Annotated in this window: 21 protein-coding genes; 3 read left to right on the forward strand and 18 right to left on the reverse strand. The window is 70.1% G+C overall.

Annotation, left to right across the window (positions count from 1 at the left end; translation table 11 throughout):
• Positions 1-201: 201 nt before the first annotated feature.
• The 13 genes from ITJ56_RS16915 to otsA form a co-directional block, all read right to left on the reverse strand.
• Positions 202-972 carry a fumarylacetoacetate hydrolase family protein gene (locus ITJ56_RS16915; RefSeq protein WP_194631801.1) on the reverse strand — a complete coding sequence of 257 codons (771 nt, stop codon included), beginning with the start codon at positions 970-972 and terminating at the stop codon, positions 202-204.
• Between the two features lie 30 nt (positions 973-1,002).
• Positions 1,003-2,112 carry a branched-chain amino acid aminotransferase gene (locus ITJ56_RS16920; protein ID WP_194631802.1) on the reverse strand — a complete coding sequence of 370 codons (1,110 nt, stop codon included), beginning with the start codon at positions 2,110-2,112 and terminating at the stop codon, positions 1,003-1,005.
• A 15-nt stretch (positions 2,113-2,127) separates the two neighbouring features.
• The gene (locus ITJ56_RS16925) at positions 2,128-3,198 is read right to left on the reverse strand and encodes a 3-isopropylmalate dehydrogenase (RefSeq protein WP_194631803.1); all 1,071 of its coding nucleotides are present in this window, start codon (positions 3,196-3,198) and stop codon (positions 2,128-2,130) included.
• Positions 3,198-4,787, reverse strand: coding sequence for a phosphoglycerate dehydrogenase (gene serA, locus ITJ56_RS16930; protein WP_194631804.1), 1,590 nt, complete (start codon positions 4,785-4,787; stop codon positions 3,198-3,200). Before serA ends, ITJ56_RS16925 begins: the two co-directional genes overlap by 1 nt.
• A gap of 157 nt (positions 4,788-4,944) precedes the next feature.
• Positions 4,945-5,328: a hypothetical protein gene (locus ITJ56_RS16935; RefSeq protein WP_194631805.1), complete on the reverse strand. Its 384-nt coding sequence runs from the start codon at positions 5,326-5,328 to the stop codon at positions 4,945-4,947.
• Positions 5,325-5,789 (reverse strand): hypothetical protein, encoded by a 465-nt coding sequence (locus ITJ56_RS16940; RefSeq protein ID WP_194631806.1) that lies wholly within the window; start codon positions 5,787-5,789, stop codon positions 5,325-5,327. The genes ITJ56_RS16935 and ITJ56_RS16940 overlap by 4 nt, the downstream gene beginning before the upstream one ends.
• Positions 5,790-5,851: 62 nt before the next feature.
• Entirely contained in the window at positions 5,852-7,042 is a 1,191-nt protein-coding gene (locus ITJ56_RS16945) for a mannitol-1-phosphate 5-dehydrogenase (RefSeq protein WP_194631807.1), read from the reverse strand.
• 210 nt (positions 7,043-7,252) lie between these two features.
• Positions 7,253-8,278: a ketol-acid reductoisomerase gene (ilvC, locus tag ITJ56_RS16950; protein ID WP_194631808.1), complete on the reverse strand. Its 1,026-nt coding sequence runs from the start codon at positions 8,276-8,278 to the stop codon at positions 7,253-7,255.
• Positions 8,279-8,348: 70 nt separating this feature from the next.
• Positions 8,349-8,849, reverse strand: coding sequence for an acetolactate synthase small subunit (gene ilvN / locus ITJ56_RS16955; protein WP_123681516.1), 501 nt, complete (start codon positions 8,847-8,849; stop codon positions 8,349-8,351).
• The gene (locus ITJ56_RS16960) at positions 8,846-10,669 is read right to left on the reverse strand and encodes an acetolactate synthase large subunit (RefSeq protein WP_194631809.1); all 1,824 of its coding nucleotides are present in this window, start codon (positions 10,667-10,669) and stop codon (positions 8,846-8,848) included. Before ITJ56_RS16960 ends, ilvN begins: the two co-directional genes overlap by 4 nt.
• A gap of 47 nt (positions 10,670-10,716) precedes the next feature.
• Entirely contained in the window at positions 10,717-12,411 is a 1,695-nt protein-coding gene (ilvD, locus tag ITJ56_RS16965) for a dihydroxy-acid dehydratase (RefSeq protein ID WP_194631810.1), read from the reverse strand.
• Positions 12,412-12,501: 90 nt separating this feature from the next.
• Entirely contained in the window at positions 12,502-13,281 is a 780-nt protein-coding gene (gene otsB, locus ITJ56_RS16970) for a trehalose-phosphatase (RefSeq protein WP_194631811.1), read from the reverse strand.
• On the reverse strand, positions 13,274-14,866 hold the full coding sequence (gene otsA, locus ITJ56_RS16975) for an alpha,alpha-trehalose-phosphate synthase (UDP-forming) (protein WP_194631812.1): 1,593 nt from the start codon (positions 14,864-14,866) through the stop codon (positions 13,274-13,276). The genes otsB and otsA overlap by 8 nt, the downstream gene beginning before the upstream one ends.
• 203 nt (positions 14,867-15,069) lie before the next feature.
• Between otsA and ITJ56_RS16980 the strand changes: the two genes are divergently transcribed.
• Together ITJ56_RS16980 and ITJ56_RS16985 are read left to right on the forward strand one after the other, a co-directional pair.
• Entirely contained in the window at positions 15,070-17,895 is a 2,826-nt protein-coding gene (locus ITJ56_RS16980) for a hypothetical protein (protein WP_194631813.1), read from the forward strand.
• 84 nt (positions 17,896-17,979) lie between these two features.
• A complete protein-coding gene (locus tag ITJ56_RS16985) occupies positions 17,980-18,951 on the forward strand; it encodes a magnesium transporter CorA family protein (protein ID WP_194631814.1) in 972 nt (323 codons plus the stop codon).
• Between the two features lie 67 nt (positions 18,952-19,018).
• Here ITJ56_RS16985 and ITJ56_RS16990 read toward each other — a convergent pair whose 3' ends face one another.
• The gene (locus ITJ56_RS16990; protein ID WP_194631815.1) at positions 19,019-20,170 is read right to left on the reverse strand and encodes an SLC13 family permease; all 1,152 of its coding nucleotides are present in this window, start codon (positions 20,168-20,170) and stop codon (positions 19,019-19,021) included.
• Between the two features lie 94 nt (positions 20,171-20,264).
• Here ITJ56_RS16990 and ITJ56_RS16995 point away from each other — a divergent pair, with 94 nt between their 5' ends.
• Positions 20,265-20,453 (forward strand): hypothetical protein, encoded by a 189-nt coding sequence (locus tag ITJ56_RS16995; protein ID WP_194631816.1) that lies wholly within the window; start codon positions 20,265-20,267, stop codon positions 20,451-20,453.
• Positions 20,454-20,540: 87 nt separating this feature from the next.
• Here ITJ56_RS16995 and ITJ56_RS17000 read toward each other — a convergent pair whose 3' ends face one another.
• The 4 genes from ITJ56_RS17000 to ITJ56_RS17015 form a co-directional block, all read right to left on the reverse strand.
• Positions 20,541-21,704, reverse strand: coding sequence for a mechanosensitive ion channel family protein (locus ITJ56_RS17000; RefSeq protein WP_194631817.1), 1,164 nt, complete (start codon positions 21,702-21,704; stop codon positions 20,541-20,543).
• Between the two features lie 116 nt (positions 21,705-21,820).
• On the reverse strand, positions 21,821-22,735 hold the full coding sequence (locus tag ITJ56_RS17005) for a glycine betaine ABC transporter substrate-binding protein (RefSeq protein ID WP_194631818.1): 915 nt from the start codon (positions 22,733-22,735) through the stop codon (positions 21,821-21,823).
• A 109-nt stretch (positions 22,736-22,844) separates the two neighbouring features.
• Entirely contained in the window at positions 22,845-23,777 is a 933-nt protein-coding gene (locus tag ITJ56_RS17010; RefSeq protein WP_194631819.1) for an ABC transporter permease, read from the reverse strand.
• Positions 23,774-25,150: a quaternary amine ABC transporter ATP-binding protein gene (locus tag ITJ56_RS17015; protein WP_194631829.1), complete on the reverse strand. Its 1,377-nt coding sequence runs from the start codon at positions 25,148-25,150 to the stop codon at positions 23,774-23,776. Before ITJ56_RS17015 ends, ITJ56_RS17010 begins: the two co-directional genes overlap by 4 nt.
• Positions 25,151-25,489 lie beyond the last annotated feature (339 nt).

Consider the following 25,489-nt stretch of genomic DNA (forward strand, 5'->3'; position numbering starts at 1 on the left):
ACTGCGCCTCCGGGACTCGCATCCCGTGACCGTCTCGGCCGTTCCGTTCTCCGCCTCAGTGGCAACGAGTGATTACTTTACGCAGAGGTGAACGGCAGCGCCAAGCCAGCTCACATCCCGGGCGTGTCGCCGTTCGGGGCACGCTCCCGCCCGACGACGAACGGCCCGCTCCCCAGGGGGAACGGGCCGTTCGCGGACGGGTCAGTGGCGCGCGATGACGGGGTTCTTGAGCGTTCCGATGCCGGAGATCGTGACCTCGACGATCTCGCCGTCACGGATCTGGCCGACGCCTGCCGGGGTCCCGGTGAGGATGACGTCGCCGGGCAGTAGCGTCCAGATCGATGAGACGAACTCGATGAGGGACGGGATGTCGTGCACCATCTCGTTCGTGGACGCCGCCTGACGTAGGTCCCCGTCCACGCGGGTCTCGAGCCGGATGTCCGATGGGTCGATCTCGGTCTCGATCACCGGGCCGAGCGGGCAGAAGGTGTCGAAACCCTTTGACCGGGTCCACTGACCGTCGCGCGCCTGCAGGTCGCGGGCCGTCACGTCGTTGGCGATCGTGTAGCCGAGGATCACGCTCGCGAAGTCCTCGCGACGGACGTTCTTGGCGAGGGAGCCGATCACGATGGCGAGTTCGCCCTCGTGGTCGACGCGGCCGATGTCCGCCGGCAGACGGATCGGCTCGTCCGGCCCGATCACCGACGTGTTCGGCTTGAGGAACACCACCGGGTCATCCCCGGCGCGCTCGTCCATCTCGGAGGCGTGCTCCGAGTAGTTGAGTCCGACGCCGATGACCTTCGACCGCGGGATGACGGGGGCGAGCAGCTTGGCATCGGCGAGTGCGACGCGCTCCCCCGTCGTCTCGAAGCCCTGGTACATCGGGTCTCCCGCGAGCACCACCAGGTGCCGCTCGTCGAGGATGCCGTACCGGGGGTCTTCACCCTTGCTGCTGAACCGTGCGATCTTCACTGTTCGACCCTACCCACGCCCTTCTGTCGATCAGGACGCGTCGGTCAGCTTCGTCATCCACCCGTGCGGGTCGGGACGACGGCCGTACTGGATGTCGGTGAGTTCGTCACGCAGCGACATGGTGAGCTCCCCGGCGCCGACGGTGGGCGAGCCGATGGTGAAGCCCTCGCCCCGGAGCTCGGCGATCGGGGTCACCACGGCGGCGGTCCCGCACGCGAAGGCCTCGGTGATGGTGCCGTCGGCGACACCGTCGCGCCACTCGTCGAGGGTCACACGCCGCTTCTCGACCGTCAATCCGCGGTCCTCGGCCAGCTGCAGGATCGAGTCGCGGGTGATGCCCTCGAGGATCGAGTCGGAGTCGGGGGTGACGAGCGTTCCGTCGGACCGCACGAGCACGACGTTCATGCCGCCGAGCTCTTCGAGGTACTTGCCCTCCACCGAGTCGAGGAACATCACCTGCTGGCACCCGTGCTCGTAGGCTTCCTGCTGGGGCAGCAGCGACGACGCGTAGTTGCCGCCGGTCTTCGCCGCACCGGTCCCGCCCTTGCCGGCGCGGGCGTACTCCGTCGACAGCCAGATCGACACCGGTTTCGGCCCGGAGGTGAAGTACGCCCCGGCCGGGCTCGCGATGCAGTGGTACGCGACGGCCTGGGCCGCGCGGACGCCGAGGAAGGACTCGGTCGCGATCATGAAGGGCCGGAGGTACAGGCTCGTCTCGGGCGCGGACGGCACCCAGTCGACGTCGGTCTGCACGAGCCTGCGGATCGACTCGACGAACGCCTCAACCGGGAGCTCCGGCAGCGCCAGGCGCCGAGCCGACCGCTGGAAGCGTCGTGCGTTGGCGTCGGGCCGGAAGGACCACACCGAGCCGTCCGCGTGCCGGTAGGCCTTGAGCCCCTCGAAGATCTCCTGTGCGTAGTGCAGCACGCTCGCGCTCGGGTCGAGCGAGAGCGGACCGTAGGGGTGGATCGAGGCACTGTGCCAGCCGTCGTCGAGCGTCCACTCGACGGTGGCCATGTGGTCGGTGAAGTGCTTGCCGAAGCCCGGGTCCGCCAGGATCTGCTCGCGTTCGGCGGCGGCGCGACGGTCGGCGGACGGGGTGCTGGCGAACTCGAGTCCGAAGGCGGTGTCGGTGCTCATGGGGAGGACTCCTTCTCAGGCGGTGGTGGTGCGCGCCGTGACCGCGGCGGCGATCGCGTCGCCGATCTCGGCCGTGCGACGCGGCGTGGTGCCCCGGTCGGCGAGGTCGGACTCCACCGCACTCGTCACCGCCGCCGCCAGGTCGCCGCGACCGAGGTGGTCGAGCAACAGTGCGACGGATCGGATCGCGGCGGTGGGGTCGGCCACCTGCTGACCTGCGATGTCCGGTGCGGAACCGTGGACCGGCTCGAACATGCTGGGGAAGGTGCCGTCCGGGTTGATGTTGCCCGAGGCCGCCAGACCGATGCCGCCGCTGATCGCGCCGGCCAGGTCGGTGATGATGTCGCCGAACAGGTTGTCAGTGACGATGACGTCGAACCGCGCGGGGTCGCGGACCATGTGGATCGTGACCGCGTCGACGTGCTGGTAGTCGACCGTGACGTCCGGGTACTCCACACCGACGGCCGCGACCGTACGCTGCCAGAGGGCTCCGGCGTGCACCAGGACGTTGCTCTTGTGCACCAGGGTCAGGTGCCGGCGCGGGCGTCGGCCCGCCAGGTCGAAGGCGTAGCGCACGACCCGATCGACACCGAAAGCGGTGTTCAACGAGACCTCGGTCGCGATCTCGTGCTGGGTGCCCGTCCGGATGGCACCGCCGTTGCCGACGTACGGCCCCTCGGTGCCCTCGCGCACGACCACGAAGTCGACCTCGCCGGGGTCGGCGAGCGGGGTCGGGACGGCCGGGTGCACCGACGTCGGCCGGAGGTTCACGTAGTGGTCGAATGCGAAGCGGAGCTTGAGGAGCAGCCCGCGCTCGATGATGCCGCCGGCGAGCCGTGGGTCGCGCGGATCGCCGCCGACCGCGCCGAGCAGGATCGCGTCGTGCGCGGCGATGGCGGACATGTCGTCCTCGGTGAGGATGTCGCCGGTCTTCAAGTACCGAGCCGCACCCAGTGCGAACGGGGTCTCCTGGACCACGAGGTCGTCCGGCAGGACGGCGTGCAGGACCTTCAGGGCTTCATCGATGACCTCGGGGCCGATGCCGTCGCCGCGGATGACCGCGAGCTTGATCGTCCGGGCGGCCATCAGAGCGTGATGTCGATCTCGCGGAGCGAGGACGCGTCGATCGTCGAACGGACGTGCTCGAGGATCTCGGCTGGGACGGGCGAGTCGACCGTCAGGACGCTCAGCGCCTGACCGCCGGCTGCCTCGCGCGAGATCTGCATCGCCGCGATGTTGATGCCGGCCTCGCCGAACTCCTTGCCGTAGACCGCGACGATGCCGGGTCGGTCGGTGTACTCCATCACGACGTGGTGCTTGTCGAGCGGGACCTCGACGTCGTGGCCGTTGATCTCCACGAGCTTCTCGACCTGCTTCGGGCCGGTGAGCGTGCCGGACACGCTGATCGCCGGGCCGTCGGACTGGGCACCGCGGATCGTGAGCACGTTCCGGTACTCCGGGCTGTCGGTCTCGGTGAGGAGCCGCACGGTGACCCCTCGCTGCTCCGCGATGAGCGGGGCGTTGACGTAGGACACCTGGTCGCTCACGACGTCGGTGAAGACGCCCTTGAGAGCCGCGAGCTTCAGCACGCTGACGTCGTACTCGGCGAGTTCACCGTGGACCTCGACGTCGATGCTCGTCACCGGCGAGGTGGCGAGGGCGGTGAAGACCTGGCCGAGCTTCTCGACGAGCGGGATGCCCGGACGCACGTACGGGTCGATGACCCCGCCGGCGACGTTCACCGCGTCGGGCACGAGCTCGCCGCCGAGGGCGAGACGGACCGACTTGGCGACCGAGACGCCGGCCTTCTCCTGCGCTTCGTCTGTGGAGGCGCCGAGGTGCGGCGTCACGACGACGTTCGGGAGCGCCAGAAGCGGGGAGTCCTTCGGCGGCTCGGACACGAAGACGTCGAGGCCGGCACCAGCGATCGTGTTCGACGTGAGCGCGCGGTGCAGCGCATCCTCGTCGATGAGGCCACCGCGGGCGACGTTCACGACGAAGGCGCTCGGTTTCATGAGCGCGAACTGGTCGTCCGAGATCATGCCGAGGGTCTCCGGCGTCTTCGGCATGTGGATCGTGATGAAGTCCGAGCGCCGCAGCAGGTCGTCGAGGGAGACGAGCTCCACCCCGAGCTGCTGCGCGCGAGCGGTCGTGACGTAGGGGTCGTACGCGATGACCGAGACGCCGAAGGCCTGCAGGCGCTGCGTGATGAGCGCACCGATGCGGCCGAGGCCGATGATGCCGACGGTCTTCTCGTACAGCTCGATGCCGGTGTAGGACGAGCGCTTCCAGGCGCCGGCGGCCAGCGAGGCGTGCGCGGCCGGGATGTGCCGCGCGAGCGACAGGATGTGGCCGACCGTGAGTTCCGCCGCCGAGATGATGTTCGAGGTCGGCGCGTTCACCACCATGACGCCGGCGGTCGTCGCCGCCTTGATGTCGACGTTGTCGAGACCGACACCGGCACGGGCGACGACCCTGAGGTTCGGGGCCGCGGCGATCGCCTCGGCATCGACCTTGGTGGCGGACCGCACGAGGACGGCGTGCGCGTCGGACAGCGCTGCCAGGAGCGCGGAACGGTCGGTGCCGTCCACGTTCCGGATCTCGAAGTCGGGCCCGAGGGCATCGACCGTTGCGGGCGAGAGTTCTTCGGCGATCAGGACGACCGGCTTCGACACAGCAGCTGTTTCCTCACACGAGACGGTTGGTATCCCACCATGCTATCGACGCGGGCCGTTGGTTACGACCGCAGCAGCGGTCCGGTGGAGAACCACGCGACGGCCTGGAGGCGCGGGGCGGGGCCGCCCCGCGCCTCCAGGCCGTCGCGCACGCGCGTCAGAAGTCCAGCAGCGTCGGGACGAACAGCTGGAGGTCCAACCAGAGGGCGCCGGCGCCCGCGAAGGCCACCACGAACACCGCGAGCGTCACCGGGAGGCTCGCCCGACGGGTGATCACGACCGCTGCGACGAAGGCCACCGGAGCGATCACGATGTCGAGGACCAGCCAGAGCCAGGGGGTGCTGGTCTGCAGGGAGTCGCCGCCGGAGGTGGTCGCGAGGAAGGCGTTGAACGCTTCGACCCGCTGCGCGATCTGGGACAGGTTGCCCGCGGCCTGCACCGTCATGTAACCGAAGAGGAGCGCGAAGACGACCCAGACGGCCACACGCGCGAGGACGGAAGCGTTCAGCCGGCGGGTGGTCGCCGGCACGGCGCCGGTCACCCGAAGCTCCGGGTCAGCAGGAACGGCCACGGGAACAGGACGACGGCGCCGAGGAGCATCCAGAGGAGTCTCGTGCGGGTCCGGCTGCTGCGAGCCGCCCACAGGACGACCGTGAACCAGAGCGCCGGTGCGAGGATCGCGAGGAACCGGAGCACCTCGACGAAGAGGGTGAGGACCGCGTCGACGCCGGAGACGTACGCGGTCGACGCGGTGAGCAACCATGCCACCGTGTAGAGCAGGTAGAGGCCGCCGAAGACGCCGAAGCCGACGAGCGCCCCGGAGGTCTCGGGGGCCTCGGGATCGCGCGCTCCGCCGTCGCGCACGGCCACGGGGTTGTGCGCCGCGTCGACGTGCGTGGCGTCGTGGGCGTCCCCCCAGCTGAGCGCGGCGTCGTCGGTGTCGACGGCGTTCGTCACGTCCGGGTCGGTCGACCCGTCGGGTGGGGATGCAGCCGTGGTCATGCCCCGATTCTACGAGGGACCCGGCACCGGCGAGACCAGGGCCCACCGGGACGGCCGATCGGTCAGGCGTCCGCGGGCTGCGTCTCGAGGACCCCGGCGACGACGTCGCGGACGGCCGGGAAGAGCGGGTGGCTCTCCATCAGGCCGGTGAGGATCTCGGTGAGCGCGTGCGCCGTGGCGCCGGAGCGCAGCAGTGCGTGCAGCTCGATCGACTCCGGGTCGTTCTCGTCGTCGAAGGCGAGCGCCGCGCGCACCGAACCGAGCAGGTGGTCGACCGGGAGCCCGCGTTCGGCCAGCTGCGCGGCCGGACCGACGAAGCGTTCGCGGCGGCCGAGCTTGCGGAGCGGGTTCCGTCCGACGCGCGCCGTGGTGTCGGGCAGGTGCGGGTTCGCGATGCGGGAGAGGTTCGCCGCGACGTAGCGGGCGTGGTCCTCCGGGTCGAAGCCGTGCTTGGCCACCAGCAGCGCGGTGGTCTCGGCGAGCACGCCGTCGACCTCCGCGCGGACGGCATCGTCCTCGAGGGCCTCGCGGATGAGCCGGATCCCGCGGACGTAGCCGTGGTAGGCGGCGGTCGCGTGCGCGGTGTTCACCGTGTAGAGCTTCCGCTCGACGAACGGCTGCAGGTCGTCGACCCACGTCACGCCCTCGATCGTCGGCGGCTCGGCGTCGGAGCCGAGGAACGGCGTGCGCTCGATGACCCACTCGTAGAACGGCTCGAGCACGACGTCGAGGCCACCGGACTGTCCGAGGACACCGGACTGGTCCGGGACGATGCGGTCGATCGCGCAGTTCGCGAAGACGGCGGCGATGTCGCGGTCCTCGAGGATGGGGGCGCGGCGGATGCTCGCGTGCAGGGAGTCCGTCGCGTTGAACGCGTTCTCGCAGGCGACGATCGTGACGTCACCACGCTCGAGCTGCCGCGCGGCGAGCCCCTCGGCGATGAGCGGCGCCACGAGCGGGAGGGTGCGGGCGCCGACCGCGGTGGTCACCACGTCGGCCTCGGCGATGGCCTGCACCACGCGGTCGCGGTCGGTCTTGCTGTTCAGCGCCCGGAAGCCGTAGACCAGGTGCTCGACCGGCAGCTCGCCGACCTCGTGCACCACGAAGCGCCCGGCTTCGTTCAGGGCGGAGACCACGCGCTCGTCGACGTCGACGAAGGTGAGCTCGTAGCCGCTCGCCACGAGGAACTGGCCCACGAACCCGCGCCCGATCTTGCCGGCGCCGATGTGGACCGCTCGCTTCGTCACCGCCATCGAACGATCATCCCATGCCGGTCGGTACGGTCCTGACCGCGGGCGCGCCACACAGCCGACGGCTGTCGGGCATCGTCCGGGCGCACGGCGGAGGGACGCCTGTTCGCGGCGTCGGGGCTTGAGAAGAGTTGCTGCATAACGTTCGGGTCACATCGCGAGGCGGCGGTGCAGAGTGCACCGCCGCCTCGTCATCGAGTGGTTCTCGGAAGACTACCGCGCGGCGGAGCCGTCCACGTAGTCGCCGTCGTTCTGCTTCCACGCGAAGAGCGCGCGGAGCTCACGGCCGGTGGCCTCGATCGGGTGGCCCTCGCCCTTGGCACGGAGCGCCTTGAACTCGGGTGCGCCGGCGTCCTGGTCGTCGATGAAGCGCTTCGCGAAGGCACCGTTCTGGATGTCCGCGAGCACCGCCTTCATGTTCTCCTTGACATCCGGCGAGATCACGCGCGGGCCGGAGACGTAGTCACCGAACTCGGCGGTGTCGGAGATCGACCAGCGCTGCTTGGTGAGGCCGCCCTCCCAGATGAGGTCGACGATGAGCTTGAGCTCGTGCAGGACCTCGAAGTACGCGATCTGCGGCTGGTAGCCCGCCTCGACCAGGGTCTCGAAGCCGTACTGGATGAGCTGCGAGGTGCCACCGCAGAGGACGGCCTGCTCACCGAACAGGTCGGTCTCGGTCTCCTCGGTGAAGGTCGTCTTGATCCCGCCCGAGCGGAGGCCACCGATGGCCTTCGAGTAGGACCAGGCGAGGTCCCACGCGCTGCCCGAGGCGTCGACCTCGACCGCGACGATCACGGGCACGCCACGGCCGGCCTCGTACTCGCGACGGACGGTGTGCCCAGGGCCCTTCGGGGCGACGAGCGACACGTCGACGCCCTCGGGCGCCTCGATGTAGCCGAAGCGGATGTTGAAGCCGTGGCCGAAGACGAGCGTCGCACCGGGCTTGAGGTTCGGGCGGATGTCGTCGGCGTAGACGATGCGCTGCACCTGGTCCGGCGCGAGGATGACGACGACGTCCGCCCAGGCCGTGACGTCGGCCGGGGTGAGGACCTCGAAACCGGCCTCTTCGGCCTTCTGGCGGCTCTTCGAGCCCTCCTTGAGGCCGATCTTGACCTCGACACCCGAGTCACGGAGGTTGAGGGCGTGGGCGTGGCCCTGGGAGCCGTACCCGATGACGGCGACCTTCTTGGCCTGGATGAGCGTCAGGTCGGCGTCGGCGTCGTACACGATGTCAGTCACGAGGGTGTGTCTCCTTGGTTCTGTGGTCTGTGACGGGCGCCACCGGCGCCCGGACGGGTGTGACGGGCGCTCAGCGCACCCGGTCGGTGATGCTCTTCGGTCCGCGACCCATGCCGAGGAGTCCCGCACGCGCGAGCTCCTTGATGCCGTAGGGCTCGAGCACGCGGAGGATCGCCTGGATCTTGCCGGGATCACCGGTGACCTCGACGATCAGCGAGTCGGTCGCCACGTCGACGACCTGGGCACGGAACAGGTTCACTGCTTCGAGCACCGCCGAACGCGTCTGGTTGTCGACGCGCACCTTCACGAGCATGTGCTCGCGCTGGACCGACTGCGAGAAGTCCAGTTCGACGATCTTGATGACGTTGACCAGCTTGTTGAGCTGCTTCGTCACCTGTTCCAACGGGAGGTCCTCGACGTCGACGACGACCGTGATGCGACTGAGGCCGTCCACCTCGGTGTTGCCGACGGCGAGCGACTCGATGTTGAACCCGCGGCGGGCGAACAGCCCGGCGACACGGGTCAGCAGACCGGGCTTGTCCTCGACCAGGAGGGACAGGACGTGACTCATGCGGTTTCCCCCGTCATGTCGGCGTCCTCGTCGTCCCAGGTGGGCGCGAGTGCCTGGGCGTACTCGATGGACGAGTTGCTGACGCCCTGCGGGACCATCGGCCAGACCATCGAGTCGCGGCTCACGACGAAGTCGATCACCACGGGGCGGTCGTTCGTCGCGAGGGCGAGCTCGATGGCGGCGTCGACCTCGTCCGCCTTCTCGACCCGGATGCCGAGGGCACCGTACGCATCGGCCAGCTTCACGAAGTCCGGCACACGGCGCGAGGCGTGCCCCGTCTCGAGGTCGGTGAAGGAGTGCCGGCCGTCGTAGAACAGCGTCTGCCACTGCCGGACCATGCCGAGCGACGAGTTGTTGATGATCGCGACCTTGATCGGGATGTCGTTGATGACGCAGGTCGCGAGTTCCTGGTTCGTCATCTGGAAGCATCCGTCACCGTCGATCGCCCACACCACGCGGTCCGGCTGGGCGACCTTCGCACCCATCGCCGCCGGGACTGAGTAGCCCATCGTGCCGGCACCGCCGGAGTTCAGCCAGGCGTTCGGCCGCTCGTACTTGATGAACTGCGCGGACCACATCTGGTGCTGCCCGACCCCGGAGGCGTAGACGGCCTCGGGCCCGGTGAGCTCACCGATGCGCTTGATGATCGCCTGCGGGGCGAGGAGCCCGTCGGTCGGCTCGGCGTACCCCAGGGGGAAGTCGACCTTGAGCTGCTCGAGCTTCGTCCACCACTCGGCGGTCGACGCGCGGGTCTCGGGTGCGATGCCACCCCAGGCGTCGAGCAGGTCGGCCAGGACCTCACGCGCGTCGCCCACGATCGGGACGTCGGCGTAGCGGATCTTGGAGATCTCGGCGGGGTCGATGTCGACGTGCACGACCTTGGCGTCCGGCGCGAACTCGTCGGCCTTGCCCGTGACGCGATCGTCGAAGCGGGCACCCAGCGCGATGATCAGGTCGCTGTCCTGCAGCCCGAGCACCGCCGGCACCGTGCCGTGCATGCCGGGCATGCCGAGGTGCTGCGGGTGTGAGTCAGGGAACGCGCCGCGGCCCATCAGGGTCGTGACGACCGGGGCGCCGGTGGCCTCGGCGAAGCGGAGCAGCTCGGCGGTCGCACCGGAGCGGATGACGCCGCCGCCGACGTACAGCACCGGACGCTCCGACTCGGAGAGCAGCTGCGCGGCCGCGGTGATCTGCTTGCCGTGCGCCTTCGTCACCGGGCGGTAGCCGGGCAGGTCGATCTTCGGCGGCCACACGTACGGCGCCGACTTCTGCTGGGCGTCCTTCGTGATGTCCACCAGGACGGGACCGGGACGACCGGTGGTCGCGATGAGGTGCGCGGCCGCGAGCGTCGCCGGGACGTCCGCCGGGTCGGTGACGAGGAACGAGTGCTTCGTGATCGGCATGGTGATGCCGACGATGTCGGCTTCCTGGAACGCATCGGTACCCATCAGCGTCGAGAACACCTGACCGGTGATCGCGATGAAGGGGACCGAGTCCATGTAGGCGTCGGCGATGGCCGTGACGAGGTTCGTCGCACCCGGGCCGGACGTCGCAATGGCGACGCCGACCTTGCCCGACGACGAGGCGTAGCCCTCGGCGGCGTGCCCGGCGCCCTGCTCGTGACGGACGAGGATGTGGCGGATGGTGGTCGACGCCATCAGCTCGTCGTAGAACGGGATGATCGCGCCGCCGGGCAGGCCGAAGACGTCGGTGATCCCGAGGTGCTCGAGCGTCCGGAGGACGGCTCCCGAGCCGGTCAGGATCTCCGGCGACCGGCGTGCACCGGCGGCCGCGGACAACGGAGTTGCTTCCGGGGGCATGAGGTGGTCCTTGCCTGGAGAGGTGGCGATGGTGCGGGTGTCGAACGCTAGCCCGTGACCGCGCCCTGGGCGGCGGACTTGACGAGCTTGGCGTACTTCGCGAGGACTCCGCGGGTGTAGCGCGGGGGCAGCGGGGCCCAGCCGTCACGGCGGGCCTCCAGCTCGGCCGGGTCGACCAGTAGGTCGAGCGAACGAGCCGCGATGTCGACACGGATGCGGTCGCCATCACGAACGAAAGCGACTGGACCTGCGTCCACTGCTTCCGGTGCGATGTGGCCGATGCAGAGGCCGGTTGTGCCGCCTGAGAATCGACCGTCGGTCAAGAGTAGTACATCCTTGCCGAGCCCGGCGCCCTTGATGGCCGCGGTGATCGCCAGCATCTCCCGCATGCCCGGACCGCCCTTGGGGCCCTCGTACCGGATGACGACGACGTCGCCCTTCTGGATGCGCCCCTCGGTCAGGGCGTCCATCGCGGCGCGCTCGCGGTCGAACACCCGGGCGGGGCCCTCGAACACGGAGGCGTCGAAGCCGGCGGTCTTCACCACGGCACCCTCGGGCGCGAACGAGCCCTGCAGGACCGTCAGGCCACCGGTTTCGTGGATCGGGTTGTCGAGCGTGCGGAAGACCTCACCGTCGAGCGCCGGCGGGTCGATCTCGGCGAGGTTCTCGGCGACGGTCTTGCCCGTCACCGTCATGCAGTCGCCGTGCAGCAGGCCCGCGTCGAGCAGCGCCTTCATGATCACGGGGATGCCGCCGTTGCGGTCGACGTCGACCATGACGTACTTGCCGAAGGGCTTCATGTCGGCGAGGTGCGGGACCTTCGAGCCGATGCGGTTGAAGTCGTCCAGCGACAGCTCGACCTCGGCCTCGTAGGCGATCGCGAGCAGGTGCAGGATGACGTTGGTCGAGCCGCCGAGGGCCATCGCGACCGCGATCGCGTTCTCGAAGGCTTCCTTCGTCAGGATCTGGCGAGCGGTGATGCCGTGCTCGAGCATGTTCACCACGGCCTCGCCGGAGCGGTGCGCGTAGTAGTCACGTCGGCGGTCGGCGCTCGGCGGGGCGGCGGAGCCCGGCAGCGACATGCCGAGGGCTTCCGCGACCGAAGCCATCGTGTTCGCCGTGTACATGCCGCCGCAGGCGCCCTCGCCCGGGACGATGGCGCACTCGATCTTCTTCAGCTCTTCTTCGGACATGGTGCCGGCCTTGCAGGCACCGACGCCCTCGAAGGAGTCGATGATCGTGACTTCCTTCATCGTGCCGTCGGCCTGCTTCACGTAGCCCGGCATGACCGACCCGGCGTAGAGGAAGACGCTCGCCAGGTCGAGGCGCGCGGCGGCCATCAGCATGCCGGGCAGCGACTTGTCACAACCGGCGAGCAGCACGGTGCCGTCGAGCCGCTCAGCATTGACCACGGTCTCGACGCTGTCAGCGATGACCTCGCGCGAGACGAGCGAGAAGTGCATGCCCTCGTGGCCCATGGAGATGCCATCCGAGACCGAGATGGTGCCGAACTGCAGCGGGTAGCCGCCGCCGGAGTGCACGCCTTCCTTGGCGCCCTGCGCGAGGCGGTCGAGCGAGAGGTTGCACGGCGTGATCTCGTTCCACGAGGACGCGATGCCGATCTGCGGCTTGCTCCAGTCCTCGTCTCCCATACCGACGGCCCGCAGCATGCCACGCGAGGTGGTTGCTTCGATCCCGTCGGTGACGACCCGGCTGCGCGGCTTGACGTCGATATCAGGCATGGAGCGAGTCTAGGACGCTTTGGGATACCAGTCGCGCAACAACATGCGTTCGCATGTTCGAGGGCGGTCGGGAGGCACACGTCACCCCCGTCACCGGGTGGCGCGGAGCCTCGCCAGCTGCTTCAGGACCCCGGTCAGGGCCGCAGGGTCGTCGATCCGGAAGCCGGCTCGCGTCTCCCCCGGGCCGACCTTCACACCGACGTCCCCCTCGCCGAGCACCCGGAAGCCGTCCTCGTCGGTGACGTCGTCACCCGCGAAGAAGACCGCATCCGCCCCGTGCAGGTCGCGCAGCCGGACGATCGCGTCACCCTTCGTGACGTGTCGCACCGCGAACTCGAGGATGTCCTTGCCGCCACGCTCGAGCACCTCGGGGTCGGCGTCGTGTGCCGCACGGCTCGCCGCCGCGTTCGCCTCGCTCGCCACGTCGGCGGACACCCGCCGGGTGTGCACGCCGTGACCGGCCGGCTTGTGCTCGACGACGACGCCCGGGAACCGCGCGCCGACCTCGTCGAGAGCAGCACCGATGCGCGCGACGCGCTCGAGTTCGTCGGCGGTGAGCGCGGCCTCGGCGTGGCCGTCGACGCGCCACTCGACCCCGTGCGAACCGACCAGCGCCATGTCCTCCGGCGCGTGGGTCACAGCGGCGAGACTGCCGAGGGGACGTCCGGAGACGAGCACCACCTCGGTGTCCTTCGCACGGTTCAGGGTCAGGACGGCGGCCCAGGAACCCGGCAGCGCTCCGACCTGCGACGGGTCGTCGGCGAAGGGGGCCAGCGTGCCGTCGAAGTCGAGGGCGACGATCAGTCGCGGCGCAGCCGCGAGCGCCTCGAGGGCCGCGTCGAGGTCGCCGGTCGTCGTCTCGTCACGCATCACGGTCCTCCCGGGTGTCCTCGGCGGCCCTGGCGGACTGGGCGTCCTGGTCGAAGATCGACGTGTTGTCGGTCTGCGCCTCGCGGTGCGTCCCACGCGGGTCCGCGACCGACGGGTCGATCTGGGCGGTGCGCGGGGCGTGGCGGTCGAGCGCCTCGAGGAAGGAACGCGACCAGCGCGCCACGTCGTTGTCGCGCACGCGCTTGCGGAGCGCGCGCATACGGGTCGATCGCTCGCGACGCGGCATCTCGATGGCGCGCTCGATGCTGTCCTTCAGCGCGCCGATGTCGTGTGGGTTCACGATCACGGCCTGCTTGAGCTCGTCGGCCGCGCCGGCGAACTCGGAGAGGATGAGCACGCCGTCGTTGTCGAAGCGGGCGGCGACGTACTCCTTCGCGACGAGGTTCATGCCGTCGCGCAGTGCGGTCACGAGCATGATGTCGGCGGCCAGGTACAGCGCGACCATCTCTTCGCGCGGGTAACCGTGGTGCAGGTACGAGATCGGCTGGTGACCGATGACGCCGAGGTCACCGTTGATGCGGCCGACGCTCAGCTCGATCTCGTCGCGGAGCGTGGCGTAGGAGTCGACGCGCTCGCGGCTCGGGCTCGCGACCTGGACGAGGGCGGCGTCCTCCACCGCGATGCGGCCGTCCTCGATGAGCTCGCCGAACGCCTTGATGCGGTGCCGGATGCCCTTGGTGTAGTCGAGCCGGTCGACTCCGAGCAGGACGGTCTTCGGGTTGCCGAGGCTCGCGCGGATCTCCCGTGCGCGCTCCTGCACCTCGGGCCGGTGGGCGATCGCCTCGAAGCTCTCGGCGTCGATGGAGATCGGGAAGTGCCGCGCCTCGACGTGCCGGACCGTGATGCCCTTGCGACTGCGCGGAGCGGCCGGGTCGTCGACCGGGACGTCGATGGTCGTGCCCTTGGTCGTGTAGCCCTTGATGTGCCGGACCGCGCGGAGGAAGTCGCTCGCGTCGTCGTGGCGCTGGAACCCGATGACGTCGGCACCGAGCAGCCCGTCCAGGATCTGCGCGCGCCACGGCAACTGGGCGTAGATGCCGACCGGCGGGAACGGGATGTGGTTGAAGAAGCCGATGGTCAGGTCGGGACGCTCGGCTCGGAGCAGCGCCGGCACCAGCTGCAGCTGGTAGTCCTGCACCCAGACGATGCCGTCCCGCTCGGCGATCTCCGCGATCTGCTCGGCGAAGCGCTGGTTCACCCGCTTGTACGCGTTCCACCAGTCGCGGTGGTAGCTGGGGTGCTCGATCACGTCGTGGTAGAGCGGCCAGAGGGTGTCGTTGCTGAAGCCCTCGTAGTACTCCGCGACGTCGTCGTCGGAGAGCGGCACCGGCACGATGTGGATGCCCTCGTTGTCGAACGGCGCGACCTCGACCTCGGGCTGTCCCACCCACCCGACCCAGGCCCCGTCGTTCGCGCGCATCACGGGTTCGAGTGCGGTGACGAGGCCACCCGGCGAGTGCCGCCAGCCCTCGTTGCCGTCCTGGTCGACGACACGGTCCACCGGGAGACGGTTGGAGGCGACGACGAACGAGTAGCGGGTCTGTTCGGTGCGGTCTGCAGGCATGGGCTGGTGTGATCTCCGTTCCGCCCGGCGGGTGCCGGGTGCATCGGTCCGGCCTGGTGCGCCGGGGTGCGATGCCGAAGTTACCAGCGGCCGGACAGGGCATTCACGGCGGATCGGCGGTTCCGGTACGCTGCAGGCACGTGTCGGGGGGACACGGGTGCTGGACCACGGCGCCGGCCTCCCGGTCGGAGAGGACCCCCGCCGTGAGCGAGAACCCGCCAAACCCACCCGTCCCACCGGGGCAGCCAGGGAAGCCGGAGCAGTCCGGCCCGCAGACCCCGCAGGGGCAGCCGACATGGCAGCAGGGCGGCGCGCAGCAGGCCTGGCAGCAGCAGGGCGGCGCGCAGCAGGCCTGGCAGCAGCAGCCGGGAGGCGCGTCCCAGTGGTCGGGACAGCCCGCCCCCGCCGCGCAGTCGTCCGACGCCTTCGGTCGGTTCCTGCGGTCCGTATCGGGTCGTGACTGGTTGGCGGCCGTGCTCGCCGCCGTCGGCGGCTGGGTCGCGGCCTACGTCGTCGCTGCACTCTCGCTGCTCATCACCGTGGCGGTGCTCGCCTCCGGCGGCAGCGGTTCGACGGGCTCGAGCACCGGCACCGGGTCGGACCTGGGCTCGGGCGCCGCGCCCGACGTGGAGTCGCTGCTCTCCGGCGTGAGCGTGCTCCTCGGTGCCCCGGCGCAGCTCGTCGCCCTCGCCGACCTCGGCCGCCTGCACCTGGCAGGGTCGATCGGGTTCCTCGGCTCGGGATCGGGCGCCCTCGCGGTCGTCCCGGCCCTGGTGCTGACGGCACAGGTCGTCCTCGCCGTCGTGCTCACCCGGCGGATCCGCACGCGTGGCCTCGGCCGCACCCAGGTGCTCGTCACCGCCGTCGTCTCCGGCCTGGTCACCACGGTCCTGACGAACGCGGCGGCCGGCTTGTTCGCGATCCGGTTCCCCTCGGTGTCCGGCGCGTCGATCGACCCCGTGCACGCGGTCGGCGTCGGCAGCGTGCTCGGGGCGTTCGTCATCGGCGCCCTGGCAGCACTCCTGGCGCGTCCCTCGGTCCTCGCCGGCGGCAACGTCTTCGCGGCACGCCTGCTCGGCACACTCCGCATCGCGGCATCACAACTGACCGTCATCGTCGTGCTGGTCGCCCTCGTCGTCATCGTCGTCGCCCTGATCGCCCAGCCGTCGTACGGCGCGGCGCTGCCCCTGCTGCTCGGCAACGTCGCGGTCGGGCTCACCGCGCTCGGGTTCCTCGGCGGCGTCGGGACCTCCGGGTTCGGCAGCGCCGGCGACACGGCGTCGGTGTTCGGTGGTGCCGGCGGCTGGACCTGGCTCGTCGTGCTGTTCGTGCTCGTCACCTCGGTCGCGGCCGGTCTCGCCCTCGCCGTGCGGCGCAACGACCGCATCCGCACCACGCTCGACTGGGTCGTCACGCCGCTGGTGTGGTTCGCACTCGGGCTCCTGCTCTTCGTCCTCGGCACCGGGGTCGTCTCGTACCAGGTGAGCGGCGCCAGCGCAGTGAGCGGGTCCGGTTCCATCGGCATCACCCCGTGGACCCCGCTCGTGTTCGCCCTGTGGGGTGGCGCGATCGAGGTCGTCGCTCGGTACCTCGCACCGGTGCTGCTCCCCCGCCTCGGTGGCGGCGTGGTGCTGCGCACGTCACGAGTGGTCGGCGCAGACCCGCGTCCGATCGCCGCACCGGGGTTCCCGGTCGGGCCCGACACGGGTGCAGGAGTGCCGGCGGCAGCGGGCGATCGGGCGACGCCCGACGGTCCGGGTGCTCCGGCCGGTCCGGCATCGGGCGGCGCCCCGGGCACTGACCAGGCTTGGGCGGCTCCGGCCGCGGCGCCGGTCGACTCGACAGCCCCCGCCGCTCCCGCGGCCGCGGCCGCCGCGGCCTGGTCTGCTCCCTCCGGTGCGGACCAGCAGGCGCCGTACCCGCAGTCCGGGTCCGGGACATCCGGGTCGGAGCCCGGCTACGGTGCTCAGCCCGGCTACGCTGCTCAGCCCGGCTACGCTGCTCAGCCCGGCTACGCTGCTCAGCCCGGGCAGCCCTTCATCGGCGGAGGTGCCCCCGCGCCCGCACCGATGTCGCCCCGCGCCAAGAAGATCCTGGTCCGCTCGCTCATCGCCGGCGGCGCCGTGGTCGTCGTCGTCATCGCCGGTGCCGTCACGACGAGCGTTCTCCGCGCCAACGTGTGGGGCCCGGCGCCGACGGTGAAGTCCTACGTCCAGGCCATCGCCAGCGGGGACGCGGACACCGCCGCGGACCTGAGCGAGGTTCCGGACGACTCCGCGATGCTCGACTCGACCGTGCTGAAGAGCGCGAAGGACCGCCCGTCAGACATCCGCGTCGGCAGGGTCGCCCGCAGCGGTGACACTGCGATCGCCACCCTGAGCTACACGCAGGACGGCAAGAACCGGTCGGGCCAGGTGTCCCTCCGCCGCACCGGCACCTCGTTCCTGGTGAAGGACGAGTGGCGCGTCACGGAGCCGCTCGCGCAGACGGTGACCCTGACGGCATCAGAGGTGCTCGAGGGCGCACCGGTGACCATCGGCGGCAAGGAGGTCGGGGAGATCAGCGACGGCAAGTTCACGTCCCTCGCCTACCCGGGTTCCTACCAGGTCACGGTGGGCGGGACGAAGTACTTCACCGGCGGCACCGAGAAGGTCGCCGTCGGAGCGGCCTCCTCGGGCTACGTCGACTTCGCGCCGAAGGCCACCAAGGCCCTCCAACAGGACGCCGAGCAGTACGTCACGGACCTCATCGACGACTGCGCGGAGAAGACCGACCTCAGTGCGCTGAGCGGTTGCCCCTGGTACGGGCCGTACGACGCCGACGGCGCGGTGCGGTACGACGTCACGTCGATGCCCGAGCTCGAGGTCGAGACCTCCGGCTCCGGCACCGTCATGGTGACCAGCAGCCAGGACGGCACGGTCGAGTACGACTACACCTCGTACCTCGGCGACAAGAAGCGCGGTTCGGACTCGTTCGACGTGTACCAGTACCTGAAGGTCGAGGACGGAACGCTCGTCTCCGCGTACTGAGCAACGACCCGCCGCAGCCTGTGCGGCAACACACGACGGCCGACCCGGGACTCCGGGTCGGCCGTCTCACTTAGGCTGACGGCCATGGTCAGGACACGGGCGTGGTGCAAGGGCGACGCGGTGGAACGGGACTTCCCCGTCGACCGAATCTCCGACCTCGTCGCCGACGCGGACACCTTCGTGTGGGTCGACTACACCGACCCCGCGGCGAGCGACCTCGAGCAGATCGAGGAGGAACTCGGCATCCACGCGCTCGCCGTCGAGGACGCCGTCGAGCAGGGGCAACGTCCGAAGCTCGACCGGTACCGCGACAGCCTGTTCCTCGTGGTCTACGACGTGGGCGGCACGGACGACGCCGGTGACCTCGTCCTGCACGAGGTGAAGGCCTTCGTCACGGAGCGCGCCCTGGTGACGATCCACGGGGCCGACGTCGACACCACCCGGATGGAGCACCGACTCACCGCGAACGCCGACATCGCGGATCACGGGGTGTCCTGGCTGGTCTGGGCCCTGCTCGACTCCGTCGTCGACCGTGCCACGGACACGGTGGAGGACCTGGAGCGGCAGATCGACGCGCTCGAGGACGACCTGTTCGAGCCCGGCGACCCCCGCGAACAGCAGATCCAGCGGCGGTCTTTCCGACTCCGCAAGACCCTGGGGGTGCTCCGGCGCCTGATCGTCCCGACACGGGACAGCGTGGCCTCGCTGCTGCACGGTGACGCGGAGACGATCTCGAACGGCATCCGTCCGTACTTCCGCGACGTCGAGGACCACCTCGTCTCGATCGCCGACTCGGTCGAACAGCTCCGCGACGCGGTGTCGAGCGTCCTGGACACGACGCTGAACCTGGCGTCGAACCGGCAGAACACGGTGATGAAGAAGGTGACGAGCTGGGCGGCGATCATCGCGATCCCCACCGGGGTCACGAGCTTCTTCGGGCAGAACGTCGCGTTCCCCGGCGAGGGCGCCTGGAGCGGCCTCTGGGCGTCGCTCGCGATCATCGTCGCGTCGTCACTGGTGCTCTACCGCGTGTTCAAGACCCGCGACTGGCTCTGAGCGCGCCCAGGACCATGGGACGAAGCGACCACGGACGAGGCGCAGCCGCGGCGGACCGCTGACCGCATCAGAGTGCGAGCGCGAGGACGCCCGCCACCACGGTGAGCGGTGCCACGAGGCAGCCGAGCGCCACGTACCGCCCCCACGACAGGTGCACGCCCTCAGCGGAGAGGCGCGCGTGCCAGAGCAGCGTCGCGAGCGATGCCCACGGCGTCACCAGGCACCCCGCGTTCACGCCGATGAGCAGGGCCGCGGACCGCAGGGCTTCGTGCCCGGCGGCCGGCTCGAGCACCAGGTACGCGGGCAGGTTGTCGATCGCGTTCGCCGCCACCGCGCCCGCTCCCCCGAGCAGCAGGAGCGGCCCGGTGCCCGTGCCGTCACCGAGCGCCTGCACGATCGGGTCGGTCAGACCCGTGCCGTGCAGTGTCTCCACCACGACGAAGAGCCCGGCGGCGAACAGGAGCGTCGACCACGGAACCCGCGACGGCCGGAGTTCCGACGGCGACCGGAACACCGCGACCACGACGAGCACCAGGGCCGCCACGGTCGCCGCGACCCACACCGTCACCCCGGCGGTCAGTGCCACGACGAGCGCCACCAGCACGGCGGACGCGGCCCAGAACGACACCGGGTCGCGCGGACGACGCACCGACACGGGGGTGTACCGGCCGAACAGCTGGCCGCGGAACACCACGAGCAGGACGACGCAGGGGACGACGACCCCCGCCACGGCCGGCCACGCCATCAGTCCGGCGAAGGCCAGCGGTCCGCCGAGTCCCATCCGGTCGACGGCGAGCAGGTTCGTCAGGTTCGACACCGGCAGCAGCAGCGACGCGGTGTTCGCGAGCCAGACGGTGGTGAGCGCGAACGGCATCGGGGGCAGCCCCACCCGGCGTGCCAGCGAGATGACGATCGGGGTGAGGAGCACGGCGGTGGTGTCGATGGACAGGAAGACGGTGCAGAGCACGGCGAGCACGACCACCGCACCCCAGAGCCCGATCGTCCGTCCGCCGCCGGCCCGAGCGGCGACGTCGGCGAGCCGGTCGAACACGCCGGCATCCGCCGCGAGCTCGGCGACGACGGTCAGCCCGAGCACGAAGCCGAGCACGGGCAGGACCCGCTCGGCCAGCACCCCGAGGTCGCCGAGCGGCAGCAGCCCGGACACGACGCACACCGCGCCGACCACGAGCAAGGCCGCTCCGATGACCGCCTGTCGCACGAACGCTCCTCGTTTCCCGACGCCGACGGCAGGGCCCGGCGGCGCTCCAATGTACGGGCCGGTAGCGTTGACGGTACGACGACAGGAGGCCTCTGTGCGCAAGTTCATGTTCAACGGTGCGGTGTGGAGTTCGCTCATCAGCGGCTACAGCGTGCTGCAGACCACCCGGCGGGGACCGCGCGACTGGCGGCTCGCGCTGACGTGGGTCGCGTGGCTCGCGACGACGGTCGTGGCGATCGGCACGGTCGTCGAGGACGACCGAGCGGTCAAGGCACGGCAGTAGGGCGTGGAAGCGACCCCATGACGGACGGGAGGCCCGTGGCGGATCCGCCACGGGCCTCCCGTCCGTCGTGATGCGGGTCTGGAGCCGTCAGCGCTCCGATTCCGGGATACCGGACGTCTGGATCGGTCCGGTGAAGAGCGCGCCGCGCTCGTCGTCGCCGAACAGCTGCGAGTCCCCCTCCGCCGGGCGCCCGCGTCGGCGGAGTGCCGGGGCGGTCGGTTCGGTGAGCTGCACGCGCTGGACCGGCAGGGCATCCGGGTGCGTGCGCTGGATCCACTCGACCATCTCCTCGCGCACGTAGCAGCGGAGGTCGAACAGCCCGCCGGCGTCCGGTGCCGTGACGAGGATGCGCACCCGCACGAGCCCGCCGACCGCGTCGGTCACCTGGAGCACCTTGACACGCCGGTCCCAGATCGTCGACGTCTCGAGGATCCGGTCGAGCTCGGCACGCATGTCCGTCGGACTCACCCCCCAGTCGAGGTCGAACTCGACGGCGCCGAGCAGCTCGCTGCCGGTGCGGGTCCAGTTCTCGAAGGGCGTCGAGGTGAAGTACGTGGACGGCAGCACGAATCGCCGGTCGTCCCACAGGTGCACGACCACGTAGGTCAGGGTGATCTCCTCGATCCGGCCCCACTGTTGCTCGACCACGACGACGTCGTCCACGCGGATCGACCCGGAGAACGCCAGCTGCATGCCCGCGAAGACGTTGCCGAGCGTCGACTGCGCCGCCAGGCCGGCAACGACCGAGATGAGACCGGCACTCGCCAGCACGCTCGCTCCGGCAGCCTCGACGCCGTCGAACGTGAGCAGGATCGCGCCGACCCCGATGATGACGAGCAGGGCGACGGTGAGGCGCCGGATGATGAGCACCTGCGTGCGGATGCGCCTTGCCTGACGGTTGTCGGGGACGTCGATGCGGAACCGGTGGAGGCCCAGGTCCTCGAGGAAGATCGCGATCTGGCACGCCAACCAGCAGCCCAGCGCGATCGTGACGATGAGGAACCCGTGCACGACCCCGTCCCGCCAGGGGTACACCTCGGCGTTCCGCGGGATGCTCGACGTGAACGCGATCCAGAGCAGGACCACCAGGAGCACGCTGCGGAACGGGTGCTTCATCCGCCGCGACAGCACGCCGGCCCATCGTTCCCGGCGTGCGATCGTCCGGAGCACCAGGTGCAGGACGAGGGCGGCGACGGCGGTGATGAGCAGGGCGAACCCGATCGCGACGAGGAGTCGGAGGAGGATGTCCATCCGTCCATGCAAGCAAGGAACGACGAGCGTCGTCCAGGAAGCCGGCCACGGACGCGACGAGGCCCGGTGCGCTCGACGCGCACCGGGCCTCCGATCGTGATGTCGGACCGACCTCGCTACTTGCCGGACGTGAGCGAGTCCACGTAGTCCTCGTTCTCGCCGACCCACTTCTCGACGATCGACTGGTACTCGGACTGGTCCGCGCCGCTGTTCACGAGCACGTCCTCGAGCGAGTACAGGGTGTCCGAGTCCATCTCGAACTCCTTCAGCCACTTCTCGGCCTGCGGGAAGTCGTCGCCGAAGTCCTCGTTCACGACGGTGTGGATGCTCTCGTTGTCGCCGAGGGCGCCCTTCGGGTCCTCCAGGTCCTTCACGTCGAAGGCGCTGTAGGCCCAGTGCGGACGCCAGAGCGTCACGACGATGTCGCTGCCGTCCTTCTCCGACTTCTTCAGCTCGGACAGCATCGCCGGCGTCGAGCTCGTGACGAGCTCCCAGTCCTCGAGTCCGTAGGCCTTCATGACCTTGTCCTTGACGATCGCGGTCTCACCGGCACCCGGCTCGATGCCCACGATCCGACCACCGAAGTCGTCCTTGTGGGCGGCCAGGTCGGCGAGGGAGTCGATGGGTGCGTCAGCGTTCACCGTCAACTCGAGCGAGGCCTGGTCGTTCCACGACCCCAGGTCGTCGAGCGTGTCGCCGTACTTCTCCATGTACGCCTTGTGGGTGTTCGGCAGCCACGTGTCGAGCACGGCGTCGTAGTCGCCCTGCGCGAGGCCCTGGTAGGCCGGAGCGGGGTCGGCGTAGTCGAGCTCGACGTCGTAGCCCTTCTGCTCGAGGACGTACTTCCACAGCTCGCTCGCCGCGGTGTCCTCGTCCCAGCCGTTGAAGACGACCATCTTCATGGCCTGCTTGTCGCCGTTGTCGAGGGTCTCCGACGAGTTGCTCGAGCCGGGGGGCGAGCAGGCGCTCAGTGCGAGCGCTGCTGCTGCGCCGAGTCCGAGGGCGGACAGGGTCTTGGTGCGGTTCTTCATGGGTTCCTTCCGGGTTCGACGCCACGTGCCGGAGATCCGGTGGCGGGCGTCGTGATCACGGCGTGCTGTCACCGTGCGGTCTTGGGGGCTGTGCGAGCGGTACCGCTCGTCACGCGTTCGCCGGGACGGGCTGCTCCGCCTGCTGCTGCGCCGTCTCGCGCGGGGCCTCGCCGCTCGGGGCGGCGGGCTTCCGGACACGACGACCGGTGCGCTCACCACCGAACGCCGCCGTCAGCCGGTCGAGGACGATCGCGAGCACCACGACGGAGATGCCGGCCTCAGAGCCGAGGCCCACGTCGATGCGGTTCAGGGCGGCGACGATCTGCCCACCCAGCCCTCCAGCGCCGACCATGCCGGCGATGACGACCATCGACAGCGAGAGCATGATCACCTGGTTCACGCCGGCCATGATGCTCGGCCGTGCCAGGGGCAGCTGGATCTGGCGGAGGATGCGCCACGGGCTGGAACCGAAGGCGGCCCCTGCTTCCACGACCTCGGCGCTGACCCCGCGGATGCCGAGCTCGGTGAGGCGGACACCGGGCGCCATCGCGAACACGATGGTGGCGATGATGCCCGGCACCGGTCCGATGCCGAACAGGATGAGCGCGGGGATCAGGTACACGAAGGCCGGTGTGGTCTGCATGAAGTCGAGGACCGGCTTGATCGTCCGGCTCGCGCCGTCCGACCGAGCGGCCCAGACGCCGAGCGGGAGGCTGAGCACGATCGCGATGCCGGCCGCCACGACGACGAGCGTCAGGGATTCCATCGCGTAGCTCCACTCGCCGATGCTGGCGATGAGCGCGAGCCCGAGGACGGTGCCCAGTGCGAGCTTCCACCCCTTCGCCCAGAACGCGAGCGCACCGAGGACGACGATGACGGCCCAGAAGGGCGGCGACGTCAGGAAGTACTCGATCCAGTCGTAGAAGAAGGTGAAGATCGACGCGACGACGTCGAAGAAGCCGCCGAGGTACGTGGTGATCCACTCGACGACCGCGTCGACCGCGTCTCCGAGCCGGAGTCGGAATCCGAAGAGACTGGTCATGCGTCGACTCCCGTCGATCCGTTCGTGGAGACTGCGTCCGCAGTCCTGGGTGCGTCGAGGACCAGCTGCTCGCCGGTCGCGAGCGTCGAGTCCATGTCCGAGTCGCTGATGCGTGTCACGGGTTCGAGCACCGGGATCGGCATCGTGGCAGTCGGCACGTTGCCGAGCGCCGCCAACAGCGTCACCCGCGGGACGACGCCGAGCAGTCGCTCCTGGTCGTCGACCACGGCGATCGGCAGCGGTGACTCGACGGCGAGCTCGAACAGGTCGGTGAGTGCGGTGTCCGGAGCCACCACCGCGTACGCGGTGTTCACGATCGCGTCGAGGTTCGTGTCACCGGCCTTCACCTGCCGCATCACGTCACTGTCGCGGACCCAGCCCTCGAGCTTCCGGCCGCGGCCCGTGACGAAGACGGCGGCCGTCTGCAGGTCGCGCATCACGCGGAGCGCGCCGCGTGGGCCGACCGTCAGCGGCACGACGGCTCGGGCGGGCTCCATCACGCTCGAGGCGGTGAGGACCCGCGCGCGGTCGACGTCCTGCACGAACTGGGCGACGTAGTCGTTCGCCGGGTCGGTGAGGATGTCCTCCGGGGACCCGATCTGCACGATCCGGCCGTCGCGCATCACGGCGATCCGGTCACCGAGGAACATGGCTTCGTTGAGGTCGTGGGTGATGAAGACGATGGTCTTGCCGAGCCGCTGCTGCAGGTCGACGAGCTGCTCCTGCATCTCACGGCGGATGAGCGGGTCGAGCGCGCTGAACGCCTCGTCCATCAGCAGGACGTCCGTCTCGGCCGCGAGGGCGCGGGCGATGCCGACGCGCTGCTGCATGCCACCGGACAGCTCGTCGGGCTTCGCGTCCGCCCACACGTCGAGGCCGACCAGGTCGATCACCTCGCGGGCCTTCGCGAGCCGGGTCGCCTTGTCGACGCCGTTCACCTCGAGGCCGAACGCGACGTTCTCCAGGACGGTGCGGTGCGGCAGCAGGGCGAAGTGCTGGAACACCATCGACACGCTCGACCGTCGGATGTCGCGGATCTCCTTCGGCGTGGCCTTCGTGACCGTGCGACCGCCGATCTCGACACCGCCGGCGGTGGGTTCGAGCAGGCCGTTGAGCATCCGGATGAGTGTGGACTTGCCGGAGCCGGACAGCCCCATGACGACGAAGATCTCACCGGGACGCACGTCGAACGATGCATCGATGACCGCGGCGGATCCCTGCTCGCGGACCTCGTCCCGGGTAGCACCGGCGGCGAGGCGACGGACGGCCTCCGCAGGTCGGCGGCCGAAGACCTTGTAGACGCCGCGGACACTGACCGCGGCGTCGTCGGTCGGACTCGGCGACGTGCCGTGCCGGTTCTCAGATGGGGCGATGGACAACTGGGCTCCTCGCGTCACCACGGCGAACGGAGCGCACGTGCGGCAACGGTGTGGTTGCGAACGGGTCGCCCTGGACGATGCGCACGGCCACGTCGAGCCCGGCGCCACTGCGCAGGGCGAGCGATCACGCACGCTGGGACCACGCTCGGGGCGGTCCCGGTCCGGCCGACCGTACGATCGCGGCGCTGCTGGCCACGGACGCGTTCTGGTCGTCGTGCCCCCCGGCCGTCGGGCCTGTGGGGACACTCAAACATAGCGGCCGCTTGTCCCCCGGAGCGAATCGACGTCCTCCGGAATCCCGGCGACCTCTGTACCCCACCCTCGGCGTGTCGC

The sequence above is a fragment of the Curtobacterium sp. VKM Ac-1376 genome (assembly GCF_015351025.1).
Taxonomy (GTDB): Bacteria; Actinomycetota; Actinomycetes; order Actinomycetales; family Microbacteriaceae; genus Curtobacterium.